Below are 19,598 nucleotides of genomic sequence, written 5' to 3'. Positions count from 1 at the left end.
TATGAATTTACCAGTTGCCGACATTCTATTTGTCGCTTGGGCCGCAACCATTGCTACGTGTGATTGCCGCAGCCGACGCATCTCCAATTCGCTTGTCGTTGTTGGTTTAGCGGCGGCATTTGCGTGCGCGCTATTCCAGCGCAGTCCTTTTAATATTTCGGCCGGACAGGCAGCGTTGGGTGCCGTCGTCGGGCTCGTCGCATTGCTGCCGTTTTTTGTGCTAGGTGCAATGGGCGCTGCCGACGTCAAGGTTTTCGCCGTGCTAGGTGCCTGGTGCGGTATGCATATGCTGCTCGGAATCTGGATCGCTGCGAGCCTTGCAGCCGGGGTGCATGCGTTTTGGCTACTCGTCACAACTCGCACGCGACTCGCTACGATCGTGCGGCATGCTGGTCCGACTTTCGAGGTGGGCGGTAAAGCATCGACCCCCTACGCGGCGTGTCTGACAGTGGCTGCCTGTGCATGGCTGGTGCTGCAAATGTCCACAGGTGTGCTGCGATGAGACCCCCAACGATCCGGTCCATGAATCCACAGAAAGGGCTCGCGCTTGCGCGCCGCCAACGTGGCGCTACGGCCGTTGAATTCGCGCTGGTGTTTCCGTTGTTCTTCACCATCGTCTACATGATCATCACCTTCAGCCTGATGATGGTGGCCCAGCAGAACCTGACGCTCGCGGCCGAAGAAGGTGCGCGTGCCGCGTTGAATTACCAGCCCAACACGTCTTTGCAAAGTGCGCTCACCAATCGCGCCGCGGCAGCCTGCGTCGCGGCCCAGGCGGTGGTGGCTTCGATCGTCAGCGCCGCTACCTGTACGTCGACCGCGAGTGCCTGCAGTCCCAGCAATGGGATGCAATGTGTGCAAGTTGCAATTGCCTACGACTATCAGAGCCACCCAATCGTGCCATCGATTGCACTTCTGAATATCGCTCTGCCGAAGACGCTAACGAGCAGTGCGACGGTCCAACTCAACCCGGAGAATATTCAGTGACACACGCGCTGATCCTCAGCTTTTCTGTCCGTGGACACGTGTGTGAACGCTCGGGCTATAGAGCATCGTTCAATCGAAGCAGTGAGTCATCATGCCGAATCTGACCAAAATTATCGCCGGCGTGCTGATCGCAGTCGCGCTGCTGCTCGGTCTGTTTGCCTGGACGCTGTCGCGTCGCCCTGCGCCGGTGGCCGTCACGGCCGCCACGCAAGCCACTTTTCCTGTGGTGGTGGCGACCCGCACGCTCCCTGCCGGCAAGGCAATTACCGTCGACGCCTTACGCGTGCAGTCGCTGCCGATCAATCCGAACGGCGCTTTCACCGATCCGGCCCAGTTGACGGGCCGTGTGCCGAATGCGGATATCAGCGTGGACTCGCCGGTGCTGGAAACGCAACTGTCGTCGGGGCTGGCGGAGCGCATCGAACCGGGTGAGCGCGCCCTTGCGGTCCGCGTTGACGAAAGCAATGCGGTGGCCAACCGGCTGCGGCCCGGCAATTTCGTAGACGTGTTTTTTACGCTCAAGCGCGATAACGCCGGCGTCGGCAACTCCGAAGTCGACCGTACCCAGACGCGTCTGCTCATGTCGAAAGTCCGTGTACTCGCGTTCGGTAATGCGACTGCGAGCGGCGACACCGCGGGCGATCCGAACGGCATGGTGCGCACGGCGGTGCTGGCGGTGCCGGTTGCAGATGTCGACAGGTTGACGCTGGCGGAGAGTGCTGGCCGGCTGGTCTTCGCGCTGCGCAATCCGAAAGATGTCGAAGTGGCTGACGAAAGCGTTTTTCCCGCGCAGCCAGGTGTGCTGAAAACTTCCGCGCATCCCGGCTCCGGCGATGTGCTGCAGAACTCGACGAAGGCTGCGGCCGGCGTTGCACTCGACACCTTGTCTGGCGTTGGCAACCTGCCGGGTGTCGCGCCGCGGTCCGCACCGGCGCCGCATATGGCGGTTGCGCCGACCCGCGTCGCAGGCAGTACAAACAGTACAAAAAGCGGTATCGAAGTGATACGGGGTGGGCGCGCCGAAACGGTCGCCTGGTAGCAGTTTTAGGGAGCGGGCGGCCGGACGCGTCCATGACTACATGACAAAACGGATTTTTGCATCAGGAACGACGGCGTACGTCGGATGTGCGTTGTTGATTGCGTCAAGCGCGGCGCACGCGGCCGATTCTACCCAGCATGCGCGGAAGGCGCGCCCGGCACAACCTGCCTCGTCGGCCGAACCTGCGCAACTGGCGGCCGGGCAAACCATCGGACTGACGGTCGGCGGCCAGCAACAGGTGGCGACAGGCCATGTGCTACAGCGCATTGCACTCGGCGACCCGTCGGTGGCCGACGTACTGATCATGAAGGGTAGCGGCCGTGGAGGCGTGCTGCTGGTCGGCAAGGCCGCGGGAACCACGAGTTTGATGCTGTGGGAGCGCGGCCGCGATACGCCATTGACGTATACGGTGAACGTCATTACACAAGCAGCGGCTTCGCTGCTCGGCCCCGATACGCCGAGTGTCAAGGTACTCGGCGGTACTGCGCTGATGTCTGGTTCGTCGACGACGATGGAAGCGCATCAGCGCGCCGTCGTCGCGGCGGAGGGATCGCTTGCAAAGGATGCCGCCGCGGGCAAGGGCGGAGCAGCGGCGAAAGACGGTGCGGTGTTCGATACGTCGACGGTCGCCAGCCGTGCTGTAGTGCAGGTCGATGTGCGCGTCGTCGAATTCAGCCGTTCTGTGCTCAAGCAGATCGGCTTCAACTTCTTCAAGCAGAACAACGGTTTTACGTTCGGCTCGTTCGCACCATCGGCGCTGACCTCGGTTTCGGCGACGGCGGGGCAGGCGCCCCAGTTCACCAGCACGACGCCGCTGTCGTCGGCGTTCAATCTGGTGTTCAACTCGGCGACCCACGGCTTGTTTGCCGACTTGAGCCTGATGGAAAGCAACAATATGGCCCGTGTGCTGGCTGAACCGACGCTCGTCGCGTTGTCGGGACAGAGCGCAAGCTTTCTCGCCGGCGGCGAAATCCCTGTGCCGGTGCCGCAAGGGTTAGGAACGACCTCGATCGAATATAAGCCTTACGGCATTGGTCTCACGTTGACGCCGACCGTACTAGGCCCGCAACGCATCGCGCTGAAAGTGGCGCCGGAGGCGAGCCAGCTCGACTTCGCGAACGCAGTGACGATTAGCGGCGTGTCGGTGCCGGCGTTCACGACACGGCGCACGGACACCACGGTCGAACTCGGAGACGGCGAGAGCTTTGTAATCGGCGGCCTGGTTGACCGCGAGACGACGTCGAATATATCCAAGGTGCCCCTGCTGGGTGATCTGCCGATCATCGGCACGTTCTTCAAGCAACTGAGCTACCAGCAGAACGAGAAAGAGCTGGTGATCATCGTGACGCCGCATCTGGTGTCGCCGCTGGCGAAGGGGGCGCCTGTGCCGTCGACGCCGGGCGAACAGTCCGAACAGCGCAACGGTCCGGTGTGGCGCTCACTGGTCGGCGGATTCGTCGCGGGCGATGCAGCGCCGGGGTTTTCGAAATGAAGGCGCCGAAGCTTCGCTTGACGCGCGCGGTAACCGGATTACGCGAAGCAAACAGACGCACGCGCACATGGCCTGTGCGCGGCAGTATGCAGTACGACGCGGCGGCCTGGCTGCCGATGCCGCAAAAGGATGTCCAACATGAACGCGAGAACGCATTCATTGACTGAACGCGCGGTCACCGATTATTTCGTGTTTGCGTCGCTAGCCGACGAACACGTGCATTGGCTCGCCGAAACTCTGGTGGGTGCAGGCGTGGTCGAAGCGGTCACGCTCGACCCGGCAATGCTCATGCAACGCATTGGCGTGCTGAACCCGTCGCTGGTGTTCGTCGACTTTTCGGGCGGCCGCGCCGCAGCGGCGAGTGCTGCCGCGAGCGCGGTGCGCAGTGCCTATCCTGGTATGCAGATCGTCGCGATCGGTTCGCTCGCCGAGCCGGAAAGCGCACTGGCTGCGTTGCGTGTCAGCGTGCGTGATTTCATCGATCTGTCGGCGCCCGCTGAAGAGGCCCTGCGCATCACGCGGCAGGTGCTCGACAACCTGGTCGAACCGGTCAGCCGTCATGGACACGTGACCGCACTGCTTGGGGCGCGCGTCGGTATGGGTGTGAGCACGCTGGCCGCGAATCTCGCGGTAATGTTGCAGCGGCGCGACGTCGCGAAAGGGCGGCAAGCTGCCTTGCTCGATCTCGGCTTGCCAGCGGGCGACGGCTCGTTGCTCCTGAATACCCGCAGTGAATTCAATTTCGTAGAAGCCGTGCGTAATCTGCGCCGCTTCGATCAGACCTTCGTGCATACCGCGCTATCGCACCACACGAGTGGCCTCGCGCTCACGACGCTACCGCCTAATCTTGCCGATATGCGCGAGGTGTCGTATTCGTCGTCGATTGGTTTGCTGAACCGGCTGCGGGCGTTCTTTGATCAGCAGATCGTCGATCTGGGCGGATTCAGCAATGTCGAATTCATCGCGCATGTCGTGCAGGCTGCGGACGAAACGTGGTTGTTGTGCGATCAGGGTGTCGCCTCGATCGTATCGGCAGTTGGTGTGCTCGACGCATTGCGGGAAGAGGGCGTCGATACCGCCAACGTGCAGTTGGTCGTCAACAAATTCGACAGCGACCTCGGGCTAGCCGCCGCGCAGATCGCGCAGCGTCTGGAGATTCCGTTGCTGACGACGTTGCCGGAGCGGCGTGTAGCGCTCGGCCAGGCCGTCAATCAAGGGCATCTGCTGGCGGACACCACGGCACGCGACCCCTATGTGCGTGCGTTAGAACCGTTGATTGAACGGCTCGGTGGCGCGGCGAGAACAGCCGCGCAGCCAGGCGGAAAATCCGCGCTTAGTGCGCTCAAGCGCTTCATTCCATCCACTCAAAAGCGGTCATAAACGATGGCAAAAGAGATTGAATTTGCCGACGACGCGCCTTCGTTCGCGCATAGCCAGCAGTTCCAGGACATCAAGAATGCTGCGCACGAACATCTGCTGACGCGTATCGAGGAACTTGGCTCGGAGTTCGGCCGCTGGTCGCGTAACGCGATCAACCAGTTCGTCGATCTGGAGATGGACAGCTTTGTGCGGCTGCGCCGGATTCCGATCAACGAAGGCGAAGTGCGGTTGATCGCCGAGGCGCTGACCAAAGAACTGGCGGGATTCGGCCCAATCGAAGATCTGCTCGCCGATCCGGCCGTCGAAGATATTCTGATCAACGGCTACAACGACGTGTATGTGTCGCGTCACGGGATCCTCACGAGGATTCAGGTACGTTTCGCCGACAACGCCCACTTGTTGCGTATCGTGCGGCGCATTCTCGCACCGATCGGACGACGCCTCGACGAATCGAATCCGATGGTCGATGCGCGTTTGCCGGACGGCGGTCGCGTGAATGTGGTGATCGAACCGTTGTCGATCGACGGGCCGATCGTCTCGATCCGCAAATTCCGCAAGGACCCGCTGCGTCCCGATGATCTGCTCGCGAACGGCACTTATAGTCCCGAAGTCGGTGCGCTGCTCGAAGCAGCGGTGGCGGCTCGCTGCAACGTGCTGGTGTCGGGCGGCACGAGTTCGGGCAAGACCTCGCTTCTGAACGCGCTCGCGTTCCACATTCCGGAGCCGGAGCGGGTTGTGACGATCGAGGACACCGCCGAACTGTCGCTGAACCATCCGCACGTGGTGCGGCTGGAAAGCCGTCCTGGCGGTTTCGACGGCGCGGGCCTCGTGACGATTCGCGACCTGCTGCGCAATACCTTGCGGATGCGCCCGGACCGCATCATCGTCGGTGAAGTGCGCGGCGGTGAGGTGCTCGAAATGCTGCAGGCGATGAATACCGGCCACGACGGCTCCATGGGCACGGTCCACGCAAGTTCGCCGCGCGAATGTCTGTACCGGCTTGAAATGCTGGCGGGCTTTGCTGGCTTCCAGGGCACCGAATCGAGCCTGCGCCGCCAGATTGCCAACGCGATTGACTTCATCGTGCAGATCGGACGCCTCTCGAATGGGCGCCGGCGTATTTTGTCGATCACCGAAGTGACGGGTCTGTCCGACAACATCATCGCGACCCAGGAACTGTATCGCTACGAGCCGATCGCGACGGCAGAGGGAGACGAACTCGATAACTGGGTGTCGCTGGGTATCCATCCGCACTCGTCGAAACTGGCGCGTTTCCGTCAGGCCCTGGGCGGTTCGGTGCAAGGCAATGCGTTCGGTAACGCGGGCTTCGGCGGCGGTGGTTTCGGAGGCGGTGGCACAGGCGGCTTCGGCGGAGGCTTCAATGTCTAGCTCGGTGCTGGTCTTCGCGGCGCTCGCGCTGCTGTGCGCAGCAGGCGCGTTACTGCTATTGCAACGCAGCGCACAACGTAAAGACCAGATGAGCGCCGAACGCTTCATCGATAGCCGCATGGCGTCGGGCACGGTTGGCGCGGGCGGTCCCGTGGCCAGCCCCCGCGTGGCGCCGTCGCGCGCCGGATTGCCCCTCATGGCAGCGCCACAGACGCCGCAGGCCGATGCCGGCTGGTTCGGCCGCGTGCGCTATCTGAAAGCGCGTGGCAGCTTCACGTTACAGCACGCGATGGCCAGTGCGGGCATCAACCACGCGCGGGTGCCGGCCATCCTGGTGGGGACGTTCGTGCTGGTGTTGTGTATCTGGGCTGCGAGTGTCGGTGGGGTGTTGGCCGCCGCTGCCGTCCTGGTTACGTGTGGGGCGTTTATCTACTTTCTGGTGACGATGCGCGCTAACAAACGCCGTCAACAGATTGTGCGGCAACTGCCGCTGTTTCTCGACGGTATCGTTCGCCTGATCACACTCGGCAACAGCGTGCCGGCTGCTTTTCAAGCATCTTTGCAAACCACGGAAGCGCCGCTGCGCGAATGTCTCGACCACGTCTCGCGGATGTTGCGCACTGGCGTCGAAATCGATCGTGCGCTCTCTCACGTCGCTTTGATCTATAACGCGCGCGAGCTCGAGCTGGTCGGCGCGGTGCTGCGTCTGTCGGTGAAATACGGCGGCCGTGCCGACGTGATGCTCGACCGGATGTCATCGTTCATGCGAGATCTCGAACAGGCCGAACGTGAGCTTTCTGCGATGTCTGCGGAAACCCGCCTGTCGTCGTGGGTACTGGGCCTACTGCCTGTGGGTATCGGCGGCTTCCTGATTCTATCGAACCCGAAATATTTCGCGTCGATGTGGTTTGACCCGACCGGCCGTAATGTCGTCTACCTGGCGTTTGCGTTGCAGGCGCTGGGCTCCTATCTGCTGCATCGAATGGCAAGGCTGAGGAACTGAAGATGGAAGCTCAACACGTTGCCGCCATCGCGCTTGCTCTCGCGGCACTCGGCCTGCTGCTAATCGCAGCGCTGCTGGTCGTGCGTCTCTCGGCGGCGCGGCGTAGCGAACGCACGTTGATGCATGCCCTCGACGAGCGTGCGCTGCAGAGCGCGGCGCTCAACGCCGCGGCGCGCGGCGGTGAGAGGGCGGACACCGCCGCCCTTGCCCGAGGTGGTCAACCCGCAGGCTGGAAGCGCCTGTTCGAGCGTTTCGCACACGCCGGGGTACGTTGGCTCGATACACCGCTCGGTCGGCAGATCGTCGCCGAGGAAGACCGCCGTCTGCTCGAACAATGTGGATTCGTCGACACGCGCATGCGTGGCCTGTTTCTGATGGCGCGGATCCTGGGCATGGCCATACTGCCGTTGGTGGCCGGCATGCTCGCACGCGAGCATGTTTCAGGGTCGACGTGTGTGGTCATTGTTATTGTGGCCGCCTTGGCCGGTTTCATGCTGCCGAAGATTTACGTGGCGCGTCGCGCCAGCCGGCGTCGCAACGGCGTGATTGAAGAATTGCCGCTGATGGTCGATCTGCTGCGTCTGCTGCAAGGCGTTGGTCTCTCGCTCGATCAGAGTCTGCAGGTCATGGTGAGCGATTTTCGTACGGTACTGCCGGTGCTGTCTCATGAGCTGGAAATTGCGCAGCGTCAGTTCGCGGCCGGCCGCCCGCGCGACCAGTCGCTCAATCGCCTCGCGGCGAGCTATGACAACGAGGATTTGCGTGCGGTGGTGCGACTGCTGATACAGGTGGACAGGCACGGGGGCGCGGTGCAGGAACCGCTGAAACTGTTCGGTGATCGCTTGCGCGAAGCGCGTCGCGCGATGCTGCGCGAACGCATTGGCCGCCTCACTGTGAAGATGACTGGCGTGATGATTGTCACGCTATTGCCGGCCCTGATGATCGTCACAGCCGGGCCGGGCGTGCTTGCAGTCACGAAGTCACTGCACTCGACGCAACGCTGAGGATTTTGCAATGACACACAGTTTTTCGACGGGGTACCGGAAGCGCATCAAGCCGCGAGGCGTGCGCGTGGCGGTCTTGTTGTCGGTATCGCTGGCGGTGTCGATCTGGCTTGGCGGGTGCGCGTCGAAGGATCTCGGGTATGGCGTGGGCCCGCAAGCCGAGCGTGCGGCGCTCGCCCAGCAGGCCAACCGCGACCCCGCACCGGATACGCCGGGCATGTATCTCGGGCTGATCGATCAAATGCAGTCGCAGGGACTTTACTACGCGTCGCTCGCGCATATCGACGCCTATGAAAAACAATACAGCGTGACGCCGGACACGATTCTGCTGCGCGCTGACGCGCTGCGAATGACCGCTCAACCAGCGGCCGCGGCGACCGCTTACACGCAATTGCTGAAGACGCCGCTGGCGGCGCGGGGTTATCGCGGTCTTGGTTTGCTCGCCGGCGGAGCGGGCGATTTCGCTCGCGCCGCGCAGGAGCTTGAGCAGTCGGCGCAACTCGCGCCGACCGACGCGGTGACCTTGTCGGATCTCGGCTATGCACGCATGCGCAACGGCGATGTAAGCGGAGCGCGCGTGCCGTTGATGCAGGCGGCGCAACTCGATCAGAACAATCCGAAGATCGTCAGCAATCTCGTGCTGTTTCTGCTTGCCAACGGGGAGCAGGCGCAGGCATTGGCGGTGATGAATCAACAGAAGCTGACGCCGGAAGTGCGCGCGGCGATTCGCGGCGACGCGGCCAAGGTGGCCGTGGCGGAACGCGCGCAATCGCAATCTTCAGCGCCGGCGCAGCAGTCAGGTGGACCGGCCGGCGCCATGGCTAGCGCGCAGGGAATCGAGCCGGCACCGCGCTTGTTGCAGCGGTTCGCGCAGTGAGCAACGGCGCAATCAGGGGAAAGAATATGAAAAGCAAAAAGATGGAACGGGGTTGCATGGGATCAGTGGCACGTATTGTCATGGGTGCGGGCCTCGCGTTCGGCTTGACCGCGGGTCTCGCCGACGTGGCACTTGCCCAGACCGGCACATCGACGGAGACGGCGCCGGCTGCGAGCGAAATCGGCCATTCGGCGCGCGCCTGGATCAATCTGCAGAGCAGCAACGCGGAAGCTGCACCCGCGCTGCCAATGCTGGGAGCGGAAGCGGGCCTTGCGTACCGTCGCTACCTGGAATCGTTCAAGAGCAAAATTCCCGATCTTTACGAATCGGCATTGGGTTCTGGCGGCAACGGCAGCAGTGGCTCGCAATTCGGCTCTGGTTCGAGCGGCAGTAGCGGTGAGCGATGACATGCCCGGACGTCAAATTTCAGCGATCCTAGTCAGACGCAGGACGCGTGCAGACTACGCACGTCGTGCCGGCGGCGCGGGCATGCTTGCGCCGCGCCGGCAGCGGGGAGCGGTCGCGGTGATGGCCGCGATCTTCCTGAGTCTGGCGGTCGCGGCGCTCGGTGCACTCGATGTCGGCAATACGTACTATGCGCGCAGGCAGTTGCAGCGCACGGCGGATCTGGCGGCGATGGCGGGTGTACAGGTGATCAGCAGTCCCGCAGGATGCTCGACGGTAACGACAGTCGCGCAGCAGAATGCAACGGCCAATGGATTCACTGCAGACGGATCCACCAAAACGCTCACGACTACGTGCGGACGTTGGGATACCAGTACCAGCACTTATTTCGGCACGAGCGGTAATCCACTCAACGCGGTGCAAGTCAAGGTCACGCAGCAAGTACCCTATTTGTTCCTCGGACCGTCGCGTAACGTGACCGCGACTGCCACCGCGCTGGCGTCGAACATCGACGCGTTCTCGCTCGGTACCGGCATTGCCGCGATCAACACGCAACAATCGGCGCTGCTGAACGCGATCCTGGGCGGCTTGCTGAAGACCAGCGTATCGCTAAGTATCGGCGATACGCAAAGTCTCGCAACGGCGCATATCAAGCTCTCGGATCTGATGGTGGCACTAGGTGCTTCGTCGATGCAAGGCCTGCTCGCGACCACTGTGACCTATCAGAACCTGATGCTCGCGATGGTCACTGCGTTGCAAGCCGGTGGCGATACCGTCAATGCGGCGATTCTGCGAACGCTGGCCGTCTCGATTCCTGGCGGTCAGAACATCACAGTCGGCGATGGCGGTACGTCTGCCCCCGGGCTGCTCGCGCTGGGGCTCGCCAATCCGAATGCCGCAGCGACGGCGACGATTAATGCGTTCGACGCATTGATGGTTGCCGCGCAGATCGCGGAGCGTCCGGACCCAACGACCGGCAACGCGCCGGTAATCAACGTGTCGGCGGGCTTGCCCGGTGTGGCGGGTATTTCGTTGCAGGTCATCCATCCGCCGGTGCTGGCAGTGGGTGAGGGCGGGACGGTAGGCACGGGAGCGAATGCCCTGGCCCGCACGGAGGCGCGCACGGCAGTGGTCAACGCGACCATCAGTCTGGTACCGGCGCTGTTGCCGACATTAAAGGTGGGTGCGCCACCACTGGTATCGGCTTCGATCTCAGCGCTGAGTACGCCGCTCGTGGTGACGTTGGCCGTCGCGCCTGGCAAGGCGACGTTGAGTTCGGTCGACTGCGAAAGTACCAAGGCGGCCACTACCGCGACGATTCAAGTTACTCCAGGCATTCTGACGGCCTGTATTGCTGGAGATGCATCGTGTAGTGCACCGGTCAATGTGGCGACGGTCACGGCGACGCTCCTCGGTTTCACCGCGCAGGTCGCAAATGTCGTATTGAACAATGTGCCCTTGAAGCTTGCTCCCGGCACGACTACGCCGCTGGTATTCAATGGATCGTCCGGTAGCTTTGACTACAGCCAGAGCGCGAACTCCAACGCGCTCGGCAGCGATGCCTCGGTTTTGACCACGCAATTGCTCGGGAATCTGGGCAACATACTGAAGGTGTCGCTTTTAAACAATCTGATCGACATCACTTCGCTCCTCTCGGGGATTACTACAGCCGTGACGAACGCCCTGACACCTCTGTTGCAGCCCGTCTTTGGCCTGCTCGACACCGTTATTGTCCCCACGCTTTCACTGCTGGGCATTCAGATCGGCACCGCCACAGTCCACAATATGTCGCTGACATGCGGCGTCTCGCAACTGGTCAACTAGCGTAACCAAGACAAGATGAGAACCAACCCCAAAATCGAGGAACTCGATATCTACGTCTGGGAAGGCAAGGCCGACATCGTCGACCGGGTCGCGCGCTGCATGGCGAGCTTCGACGTCGAAGTGATCCGTGCGGACGATATCGCGATCTCGCCTGAGCGGACCGCGCTGCGGCCGTCGCTCGCGATCATCAGCGTGTCGGTGATCGACAGCGGCGCGCTGCTCATGCGCGACTGGCAGGCCGCGCACGGCATTCCCGTCGTGTGGGTCGGCGCCGCGCCGCGTGACCATGATCCGGCGACTTACCCGTCCGACTACTCGCACATCCTCCCGCTCGACTTCACCTGCGCCGAATTGCGCGGCATGGTCATGAAGCTGGTGCTGCAATTGCGCGCGCACAGCGCCAAGACGCATGAGTCGGATGCGATGATCGCCAACTCGGAGTGCATGCAGGCGCTGCTGCACGAAGTCGACACGTTTGCCGACTGCGACACGAGCGTGCTGGTGCACGGCGAAACCGGCGTCGGCAAGGAGCGCATCGCGCAACTGCTGCACGAAAAACATACCCGCTACGGCCAGGGGCCGTTCGTCGCGGTGAACTGCGGCGCGATTCCGGACGGTCTGTTCGAATCGCTGTTCTTCGGCCACTCGAAAGGTTCGTTTACCGGCGCGGTGGTCGCGCACAAGGGCTACTTCGAGCAGTCCGACGGCGGCACGCTGTTCCTCGACGAAATCGGTGATCTGCCGCTCTACCAGCAGGTCAAGCTCCTGCGCGTGCTCGAAGACAGCGCGGTCACGCGAATCGGTTCGGCCACGCCTGTGAAGCTCGATTTCCGGCTGGTGGCGGCAACCAACAAGCATTTACCGCAACTGGTCAAGGACGGCACCTTCCGCGCCGATCTTTACTATCGGCTTGCAGTGATCGAGTTGAAGATTCCGTCCCTCGAAGAGCGGGGCGCGGTCGACAAGATTGCGATCTTCAAGGCGTTCATTGCGCAGATCGTCGGCAGCGAGCGTCTTTCCGCGTTGCCGGACCTGCCGTACTGGCTCGCCGACGCGGTGGCCGACACCTACTTCCCCGGCAACGTGCGCGAGCTGCGCAACCTGGCCGAGCGGATCGGCGTGACGGTACGTCAGATCGGCGCGTGGGATGCGGCGCGCCTGCAGCGGCTGCTCGCGCTTGCGCGCACCAGCCAGCCGGTGCCGGCGGAGAGCGCCGCTGAGGTGCTGGTGGATCGCAGCAAATGGGACATGGCCGAGCGAAATCGCGTGCTGGCCGCGCTCGACGCAAACGGTTGGCGCCGGCAGGACACAGCCCTGTATTTGGGGATCAGCCGTAAGGTTTTGTGGGAGAAGATGCGTAAGTACCAAATTTTTGATGAAGAGCCCGAAACACGCGAAAGTGAGTAATAATGAGACGGTTGTACTAAAACAAAAACTGTTCAAGCAGGATTTACATGGACCGAAAGTCGAAACTACGGCAGATTGCCCTGGCAGCATTCATCGCGATGGGGGCCGTGCAGGGCGTGAATGCTCAGGCTTTGCCGGATAGCGGGTCGAGCGCTGGCGTCGTTTCCCAGCCGGGCACGACAACGGCGTTGCCGTCCACTCAGGCGCAGACAAGCGCCTTGACGCCGGACGAAGCCAAGCAGTCTGCAGCGGGCAATGTGGCGGAATTGCAGCAGATGATCCGGGGTTCGGACCTGAGCGAATTGCGCACGACATACAACGGCAGCTATGGAGCGAGCTTGCTGTTTTATGGCAAGGAGATGACGTACTACGTGGCGTTGTTCCAGCAGAAGAACTTCTGGCGCGTCATCAAGACGCAGGACGCCACGCGTGCGGACATGATCTACAAGGATTTTGTGCGTCAGACGCTGCAACTGTCGGACGTCGAGATTCGCCGCACGCAGCTTGAAGCGCAGAAGGTGTTCACGGAGCGGATGATCGCGTTGTCGCAGGACCGAGCCAACCGCTTGCAGGCCGACCTCGACGTTGCGCATCAGCAGCAGACGATTGTCGCGAACCAGCAGCAACAGACCCGCGCCGAAGCAACGGCACTGGCACAGCAGAAGGCTGCCGCGCAAGACCAACTGCGCGCCGCACAACGCCAGGTCCGCGAACTGCAGCGCCAACTGGAAACCGGCCTGCCGTCGCATTGACCGCGGGAATACCGGAAGATGGGCGGGCAAGGCGGCTTTGAAAGCGCCGCCGCCCCCATCGAGAGAACAAACGGCGCACAAGCCGAACAAAAAACTAGACGTACAAGCCGCCTAGTAACGTAAGTCACCTATCCCCGCAGCAAAAAGCCTCATTCCCGAAGCACCCCCGCCACACGAACAGACATTCCCACGCCCCTGGTTTCCTATGCAGACCCGTCCGCGACGCACGCAGTGCGGAGTGGGAGCTGATGACTCCTTTGTCACAAGCGCGAGAAGGTGCACGAGCCCGGATTCCACGGAGCCACTACCCCTGGCAGACCACGGCGCCCACTTAGCATTAGCGGTTTGAGCCGCTTTCTTTGCTTATCTTTCTTTGCGGCGGCAAAGAAAGTAAGTGCCGCCCCGCACAGGGGCAACGCTAATAGACCACTAACAAAACAAGGAAAGGCCAAAACCCCAGGCGCCCCACCAAAACACGCGCCCCGCGAAGGAAAAACCCAAAACCTAATGCCGTTTCTTCCCCGCCGAAGGCACTTCATCCACAGCCGGGTGCCGCGGCTCACTCATATCAACTGCAATCGGATCACTAGCAGGAAAGCTTTCTTCGAGAGCCTCATCGAGCCGACTATCGGCGGACTCAGCGGGCGGCCGCACCGCTTCCTTCGGATGAGTTGCATGCTGCTTCGACTTGGTCATGACGTACTCCACGAGAAGAGACTCAACAACCCAGCATAGCGCAAAGCAACCCCGGCCGAGCATCAGCCGAACAACCTCTCACCGTAAGCATTTCCTTCAAACCCCAAAAAAAACAGAAACCAGAAACCACCAGGCAAAAAACAAAACTTAAAACCAACCCGCATCAAGTCGTTCTCCGAATGTCGCCTGACAACAAAAGCACCCGCCGGCCAAACAGCCCGGCAAAAAAACCACGGCATACCGTGAACGGGCAACGTTCAAGCTCGGGAGGGGAGCAAACAGAAGCAGCGAACAACTAGGCAGCGAACGACATGGACCGAAAAAAACCGGCGCGCGCGCAGCGCTTCAACGCGTCACACGTGGTGGAAGCCGAACTGGAACATCTGGATTGGGCAACACGGCAACCGGCGCTACGCATGCTGGACGCCGTGTACTGGCGCCGCCGCGTGCTGGCGGTCAAATGCGGATTCGAGCTGACGGAATTGCAGGTGATGCGGCTAGAGAAAATCTTGCAGCGGCTCGGCTATCCGTCGGAGTAGCCGGCCGCCAAAACGGCGCTTTATTCGTTGCCGCCGCTGGTGCCACCGCCGGTGCCACCATTACCACCATGATTGCCGCCACCATGGTTGCCACCGTCGCCGCCGCCCGTGCCGAACAGACGCCGGCGGCGTGTTACGACCACCGGACCGTCGGACGTGCTGCTGCTACGGTCGGACGCAGGGCGATCCGAAGACGGCGCGCCATATGATTCGCGCGGTTCCCGCGGCTCACGGTGATCGCGCGGTTCACGCGAACCGTGCGGGCCACGCGTGGTGTGCTCGCCGTGCGAAGGCCGCCCACCGGCGCGCGGCGCCGGACGTGTGCCGGTGTCGAGCTGGATCGTCGAGATCGCGCGCTTGTAGATGCCTTGCAGGCCGACAGGCGTGCGCAGCATCACCAGATACTGATCGAACGACTCGATGCACCCCGTCAGGCGAATGCCGTTGACAAGATAGATCTCGACGCGCTTTCGTTCTTTGCGCGCAGCGTTCATGAAGTCGTTTTGCGGATGCGATTCTGCGGAAGCCATGGACAATTCAGGTTAGAAAGACGGTTGTTCGCCGCGATTCTACCCTGTGTGGGGGCAGAACGCGTCGGCGGGCGAACTGCGTCCACTATAACGGCTTGCGCGGACATAAGCATCTGATAACTATTAGCTGTAACGTTGAGTTACGAATCTGCCGACGAATAGCGCCTTCATCGGCCCCGTTCGGCGCGCCCGAACGGGGCGGCGGAAAAAGATGGCTCGTGCCGGTGCCACACATGGAATAAAACACAGCCTGCCCACGTTATGTCAGACATGGCAGCGTTGCATTTCGCACGTGGCCGATCGGATCCCCGGTTCGCAGGCGCCGGCCGGGCGCTCATCAGGAGACTGACCATGAAAGTATCCCGCATTCTTTCCGCCACCTTCGTGCTGCTGGCGCTCGCGCTCGGCTCGCTCGCAACGAGCGGCTGCACCACTGACGGCAGCGCTTCGGGCGCCAGCGGTAACAGTAGTAGTGGCGGCGGCTACTGAGCATTGCCACGCCGGGTGAGTTTCGAAGCGGAAGTGATTTCGTGGCTCCCGCAGTTGCGCCGCTACGCGCGCGCACTGACGGGAGACCGCGCCTGGGCCGACGACCTCGTGCAGGATACGGCGGAGCGCGCGCTCGCGCGCTGGTCGGCGTTCCGTCCGAACAGCAACCTGCGTGCGTGGCTCCTGACGATTCTGCGGCATCTTTACATCGATCAGTTGCGCGGCCGCCGCGAAATTGCCGTTGACGACGAAAGCGCGCCGTGGCGCAATCTCGAAGCGCCGCATGGCGAGGTCGACGGTCTGGTGTTGCGTGATCTGCAGCGGGCGCTGTATTGCCTGCCGGTCGAGCAGCGAGAAGTGCTGCTGCTCGTTTGCGTGGAGGAACTGTCTTATCAGGAAACGTCGAAAGCGCTCGGCGTGCCGATCGGCACGGTGATGTCGCGGCTGTCGCGCGCGCGGGAACACATGCGCGTGCTGATGACGGAGGGGCCGCTTGAAGGGGGCGCTGTGGGGTTGGCGCGAAAAGTCCCGCCGCTGAAAGTAGTGAGAAATCCGTGATGAATAACGACCACGATTCCAGCTTGCCTGAGGAGCCCGATCTGCGGGCGCTGTCGGCGTTTGTCGACGGAGAATTGCCGGCCGGGGAGCGCGCCGCGATCGAGGCGCAACTGGCGCAGCAGCCGCAGGCTGCCGCCAGAGTCGCGGCGTGGCGCGCGCAAAAAGCGGCGCTGCAGGCGCTGTGTGGTGCGCCGCAGCGCAGCGAACGCAGCGAGAGCGTCGGACCAAGCGTCGGACAGAGCGACGCGGACGACGAGCCGGCCTTCATCGTGGTGCGGCGGCCGACGCCGTGGTGGCAGCGCGTCGGTCTCGCGGCGTGCTGGCTCGCAGCCGGCGCGGGAATTGCGCTCGCCTTGGGGCCGCTCGCCCCGCGTCTGACGGGCGGCGCGTGGAACGGTCTGGGCGGCCAGCCGCCGAGCTTTGCCGAACGCGCCGATATCGCCTACGCGGTGTACACGCCCGAGCGGCGTCATCCCGTAGAAGTCGCCGCGAACGAGGAAGAGCATCTGATCAACTGGCTGTCCAAACGCCTGAACCGGCCGCTCTCGGTGCCGTCGTTGCAGGAGTACGGTTATTCGCTGGTGGGTGGGCGTCTGTTGCCCGGCGAAGCAGGACCGGCCGCGCAGTTCATGTACGAAAATACCAGCGGCGCGCGCCTCACGTTGTACATCACCGGAATTGCTCGCGACGAAACCGCGTTCCGCCTGTTCCGCGACGGTAACCGCCGGACCTTCTACTGGGTCAGCGACCGCATGGGCTACGCGTTATCCGGGCCGATTTCGGAAGACAAGCTGCGCTCGATTGCCATCGAAGTATGCAGCGCGCTAGGCGGCAAGCCGGAGGCCTGGCAGTAGCACTGAGCGCACGGCGAGCACCCCCATTGGATTCCGCTGCAACACGCGGTAACAGAAACGCCGTGCGTTCGCGCGCGCCGCCGGAATAGCGTCGCGCGGCGCAACGTTTACTCGATGCAGGATCATGCTGTTCCTCCTTGCAAGCTCACTGGTACGGCAGGGTCTCGTGCGAGGCAAACCGACGGGGTCTTTACGGTGTCGACACGCTTTTTGCGAGTCGCAACGCCGGCGCGTCGAGGCAGCGAAATCATGCTTACTTCTCATCAGTTCGGCACGCGGCTGCGTTTCGGCGTAGCGTGTCTGTGCCTGTGCGCCGTTTACGCGGCGCCGGTCGAAGCGCAATCGGATGCGAATGCGAATGCGCCGTCGACTGACACGTCGACCTGCCGTTTTGTGGTGGGCCAGGCGGAAATCGACGGCGTCATGCAGCAGGTCAGCGGCCGCGCGTGCCAGCAGCCTGACGGCAGCTGGCAGATCGTCGAAGACGATGCCGCCGCACAGGCTATGGCGCCGGCGCCGGCGTATTACTACGATCCGTGGTACTGGGGGCCGCCGGTGTTGTTTGGTGGCGTATCGGTCATCTTCGTCGACCGTTTTCATCATTTTCATCACATGGATCACGTGCATTATGTGCACGGATCGTACGGAATGGGTGGGCGTGGCTGGCACGGCGGCGGGTCGGCACACATGTGGGGCGGCATGTCGCATGGCATGTCGCACGGCGGTGGCGGGATGCACCGCTAGCTAGCCGCCGCACACACGTATCGCCGCAAAGGAGATGCCTTGACGCGTAGCTTGCCGCCGAAAGTTTCCGCCGCCGGGTTCGATCGCGCGCTCGCCGGCTGGCGCGCGATCGTCGGCGAGTCGTACGTGGTGACCTCGGCCGCCGGGCTCGCCTCCTACCTCGATCCGTTCGCGCCCGGCGAGCGCGAAGCGTTTTCCGCGTCGGCCGCGCTGCTGCCCGCGTCGATCGACGAGATTCGCGCAGTGTTGCGGATTGCCAATCAATTTCGCATTCCGTTGTGGACAGTCTCGACCGGACGCAACTTCGCGTACGGTGGCGCCGCACCGCGACTGGCGGGTTCAGTCGTGCTCGATCTGCAGCGGATGAATCGCATCATCGAAGTGAACGAGACGCTCGCCTACGCGTTGGTCGAACCGGGCGTCAGCTACTTCGATCTCTATGCGCATCTGCGCGAAAAGGGTTACAAGCTCTGGGTCGATCCGCCTGCTGCGGGTTGGGGCAGCGTGGTCGGCAATACGCTCGAGCGCGGCTTCGGCTATACCGCGTACGGCGATCACGCGGCGACGCAGTGCGGCATGGAAGTGGTGCTCGCCAACGGCGACGTGTTGCGAACCGGGATGGGCGGAATCGAAATCGGCACCGCGTGGCAACTGTATCAACCGGGCTTTGGACCTTCCTTCGATGCGATGTTCATGCAATCGAACTACGGCATCGTCACCAAGCTCGGTGTCTGGCTAATGCCCGCGCCGCCCGCATATCTGCTCGGCGAAATCCAGTTCCGGCACGAAGAGGACCTCGAAACGATCGTCGATATTTTGCGGCCATTGCGGCTCGATGAAACGATCCGCAACAACGCGGTGATCGAAGGCGGTTTGCGCAGGGCCGCGGGACTGTCGGCCCGTCAGCAGTGGTACGAAGGCAAAGGCGCGATGCCCGAAAGCGCGGTGGCCGCCATGCTCGACAAGCTGAACGTGGGCCGCTGGAATCTTCATTTCGCGCTATACGGCACGCCTGAAGTGATCGACACGCGTTATGCGATCGTGCAGCGCGCGTTCGCTCGCGTGCCACAGGCGAAACTGTCAGCGGTCCGTTATAAGGGCGATGCGCAACCCACCGCGGGCGGCGACCGCAACCTGGCCGGCATCCCGGCGATGAGCGCGTTTCGCATGCTCGACTGGCGCGGCGGCGCGGGCGCGCATGTGGACTTCGCGCCGGTGTGCCCAGCGACCGGGCGCGACGCGCTGCGTCAATATTCGATGGTCAAGATGCGCGCGGCGGAATATGGCTTCGATTACTACGGCGGTTTTACGGCGGGCGTGCGTCATCTGCACCACATCTTCGCGGCGATCTTCGACCGCGACGACGCGAATCAGGTCGAGCAGGCCGGTGCTTTATTGCGTTCGCTGATGAGCGATGCGCGCGCGGCGGGTTACGGCGAATATCGCGCGCATCTCGCGTATATGGATTTCGCGGCGGCGCAGTACAGTTTCAACGACGGCGCGTTGCTGCGGCTCTCGGAAACGATCAAGGACGCACTCGACCCGAACGGCATTCTCGCGCCGGGCAAGCAGGGGATCTGGCCGGCGGCATGGCGCGACCGGCGGGGTTATACCTGAGGCGAGTGAGTC

21 protein-coding genes are annotated in these 19,598 nt (G+C 62.6%); 19 read left to right on the top strand and 2 right to left on the bottom strand.

Annotation, left to right across the window (positions count from 1 at the left end; genetic code table 11):
• Position 1: 1 nt before the first annotated feature.
• The 13 genes from KHO30_RS17970 to KHO30_RS17910 all read left to right on the top strand — a co-directional run bounded on the left by KHO30_RS17970 (position 2) and on the right by KHO30_RS17910 (position 13,559).
• Complete coding sequence (locus KHO30_RS17970) at positions 2 to 502, top strand: A24 family peptidase (protein WP_211701718.1); 501 nt, start codon at positions 2 to 4, stop codon at positions 500 to 502.
• A gap of 20 nt (positions 503 to 522) precedes the next feature.
• Positions 523 to 987 (top strand): TadE/TadG family type IV pilus assembly protein, encoded by a 465-nt coding sequence (locus KHO30_RS17965; protein ID WP_211701717.1) that lies wholly within the window; start codon positions 523 to 525, stop codon positions 985 to 987.
• Between the two features lie 91 nt (positions 988 to 1,078).
• Complete coding sequence (gene cpaB, locus KHO30_RS17960) at positions 1,079 to 2,026, top strand: Flp pilus assembly protein CpaB (RefSeq protein WP_211701716.1); 948 nt, start codon at positions 1,079 to 1,081, stop codon at positions 2,024 to 2,026.
• Between the two features lie 40 nt (positions 2,027 to 2,066).
• A complete protein-coding gene (locus KHO30_RS17955; RefSeq protein ID WP_211701715.1) occupies positions 2,067 to 3,518 on the top strand; it encodes a type II and III secretion system protein family protein in 1,452 nt (483 codons plus the stop codon).
• 138 nt (positions 3,519 to 3,656) lie between these two features.
• On the top strand, positions 3,657 to 4,898 hold the full coding sequence (locus KHO30_RS17950) for a fimbrial protein (protein ID WP_211701714.1): 1,242 nt from the start codon (positions 3,657 to 3,659) through the stop codon (positions 4,896 to 4,898).
• A 3-nt stretch (positions 4,899 to 4,901) separates the two neighbouring features.
• Complete coding sequence (locus KHO30_RS17945; RefSeq protein ID WP_200658864.1) at positions 4,902 to 6,287, top strand: TadA family conjugal transfer-associated ATPase; 1,386 nt, start codon at positions 4,902 to 4,904, stop codon at positions 6,285 to 6,287.
• On the top strand, positions 6,280 to 7,290 hold the full coding sequence (locus KHO30_RS17940) for a type II secretion system F family protein (protein ID WP_211701713.1): 1,011 nt from the start codon (positions 6,280 to 6,282) through the stop codon (positions 7,288 to 7,290). Before KHO30_RS17945 ends, KHO30_RS17940 begins: the two co-directional genes overlap by 8 nt.
• Positions 7,291 to 7,292: 2 nt before the next feature.
• Positions 7,293 to 8,294 (top strand): type II secretion system F family protein, encoded by a 1,002-nt coding sequence (locus tag KHO30_RS17935; protein ID WP_211701712.1) that lies wholly within the window; start codon positions 7,293 to 7,295, stop codon positions 8,292 to 8,294.
• Positions 8,295 to 8,304: 10 nt separating this feature from the next.
• Positions 8,305 to 9,171, top strand: coding sequence for a tetratricopeptide repeat protein (locus tag KHO30_RS17930; RefSeq protein ID WP_211701711.1), 867 nt, complete (start codon positions 8,305 to 8,307; stop codon positions 9,169 to 9,171).
• A gap of 26 nt (positions 9,172 to 9,197) precedes the next feature.
• Entirely contained in the window at positions 9,198 to 9,578 is a 381-nt protein-coding gene (locus KHO30_RS17925; RefSeq protein ID WP_211606091.1) for a DUF3613 domain-containing protein, read from the top strand.
• A gap of 82 nt (positions 9,579 to 9,660) precedes the next feature.
• Positions 9,661 to 11,400, top strand: a complete 1,740-nt coding sequence (locus KHO30_RS17920; protein WP_211701710.1) for a TadG family pilus assembly protein — start codon at positions 9,661 to 9,663, stop codon at positions 11,398 to 11,400.
• A gap of 15 nt (positions 11,401 to 11,415) precedes the next feature.
• On the top strand, positions 11,416 to 12,807 hold the full coding sequence (locus KHO30_RS17915) for a sigma 54-interacting transcriptional regulator (RefSeq protein ID WP_093632485.1): 1,392 nt from the start codon (positions 11,416 to 11,418) through the stop codon (positions 12,805 to 12,807).
• Between the two features lie 47 nt (positions 12,808 to 12,854).
• Positions 12,855 to 13,559 carry a DUF2968 domain-containing protein gene (locus tag KHO30_RS17910; protein ID WP_211701709.1) on the top strand — a complete coding sequence of 235 codons (705 nt, stop codon included), beginning with the start codon at positions 12,855 to 12,857 and terminating at the stop codon, positions 13,557 to 13,559.
• Between the two features lie 504 nt (positions 13,560 to 14,063).
• Here the strand turns inward: KHO30_RS17910 and KHO30_RS17905 are convergent.
• A complete protein-coding gene (locus tag KHO30_RS17905) occupies positions 14,064 to 14,255 on the bottom strand; it encodes a hypothetical protein (RefSeq protein WP_211701708.1) in 192 nt (63 codons plus the stop codon).
• 311 nt (positions 14,256 to 14,566) lie between these two features.
• Between KHO30_RS17905 and KHO30_RS17900 the strand changes: the two genes are divergently transcribed.
• The gene (locus KHO30_RS17900; RefSeq protein ID WP_093632487.1) at positions 14,567 to 14,794 is read left to right on the top strand and encodes a hypothetical protein; all 228 of its coding nucleotides are present in this window, start codon (positions 14,567 to 14,569) and stop codon (positions 14,792 to 14,794) included.
• Between the two features lie 20 nt (positions 14,795 to 14,814).
• On the opposite strand, the gene hfq is transcribed toward KHO30_RS17900, so the two are convergent.
• Positions 14,815 to 15,324 carry an RNA chaperone Hfq gene (gene hfq, locus KHO30_RS17895; RefSeq protein ID WP_093632488.1) on the bottom strand — a complete coding sequence of 170 codons (510 nt, stop codon included), beginning with the start codon at positions 15,322 to 15,324 and terminating at the stop codon, positions 14,815 to 14,817.
• Between the two features lie 351 nt (positions 15,325 to 15,675).
• On the opposite strand from hfq, the gene KHO30_RS17890 reads away from it, so the two are divergent.
• From KHO30_RS17890 to KHO30_RS17870, 5 genes are all read left to right on the top strand, one after another.
• Positions 15,676 to 15,813, top strand: a complete 138-nt coding sequence (locus KHO30_RS17890; RefSeq protein WP_200621312.1) for a hypothetical protein — start codon at positions 15,676 to 15,678, stop codon at positions 15,811 to 15,813.
• A gap of 15 nt (positions 15,814 to 15,828) precedes the next feature.
• Positions 15,829 to 16,371, top strand: coding sequence for an RNA polymerase sigma factor (locus tag KHO30_RS17885; RefSeq protein WP_054034633.1), 543 nt, complete (start codon positions 15,829 to 15,831; stop codon positions 16,369 to 16,371).
• The gene (locus tag KHO30_RS17880) at positions 16,371 to 17,225 is read left to right on the top strand and encodes an anti-sigma factor (RefSeq protein ID WP_093632490.1); all 855 of its coding nucleotides are present in this window, start codon (positions 16,371 to 16,373) and stop codon (positions 17,223 to 17,225) included. The genes KHO30_RS17885 and KHO30_RS17880 overlap by 1 nt, the downstream gene beginning before the upstream one ends.
• A gap of 249 nt (positions 17,226 to 17,474) precedes the next feature.
• Positions 17,475 to 17,969 carry a hypothetical protein gene (locus tag KHO30_RS17875; protein WP_200652846.1) on the top strand — a complete coding sequence of 165 codons (495 nt, stop codon included), beginning with the start codon at positions 17,475 to 17,477 and terminating at the stop codon, positions 17,967 to 17,969.
• 39 nt (positions 17,970 to 18,008) lie between these two features.
• The gene (locus KHO30_RS17870; protein WP_211701707.1) at positions 18,009 to 19,586 is read left to right on the top strand and encodes an FAD-binding oxidoreductase; all 1,578 of its coding nucleotides are present in this window, start codon (positions 18,009 to 18,011) and stop codon (positions 19,584 to 19,586) included.
• The last annotated feature ends 12 nt before the right edge of the window (positions 19,587 to 19,598 follow it).

Origin of the sequence: Paraburkholderia aspalathi (genome assembly GCF_905220735.1) — a bacterium.
GTDB classification, from domain to species: domain Bacteria; phylum Pseudomonadota; class Gammaproteobacteria; order Burkholderiales; family Burkholderiaceae; genus Paraburkholderia; species Paraburkholderia aspalathi.
This window is presented reverse-complemented; position numbering and strand designations above follow the sequence as displayed.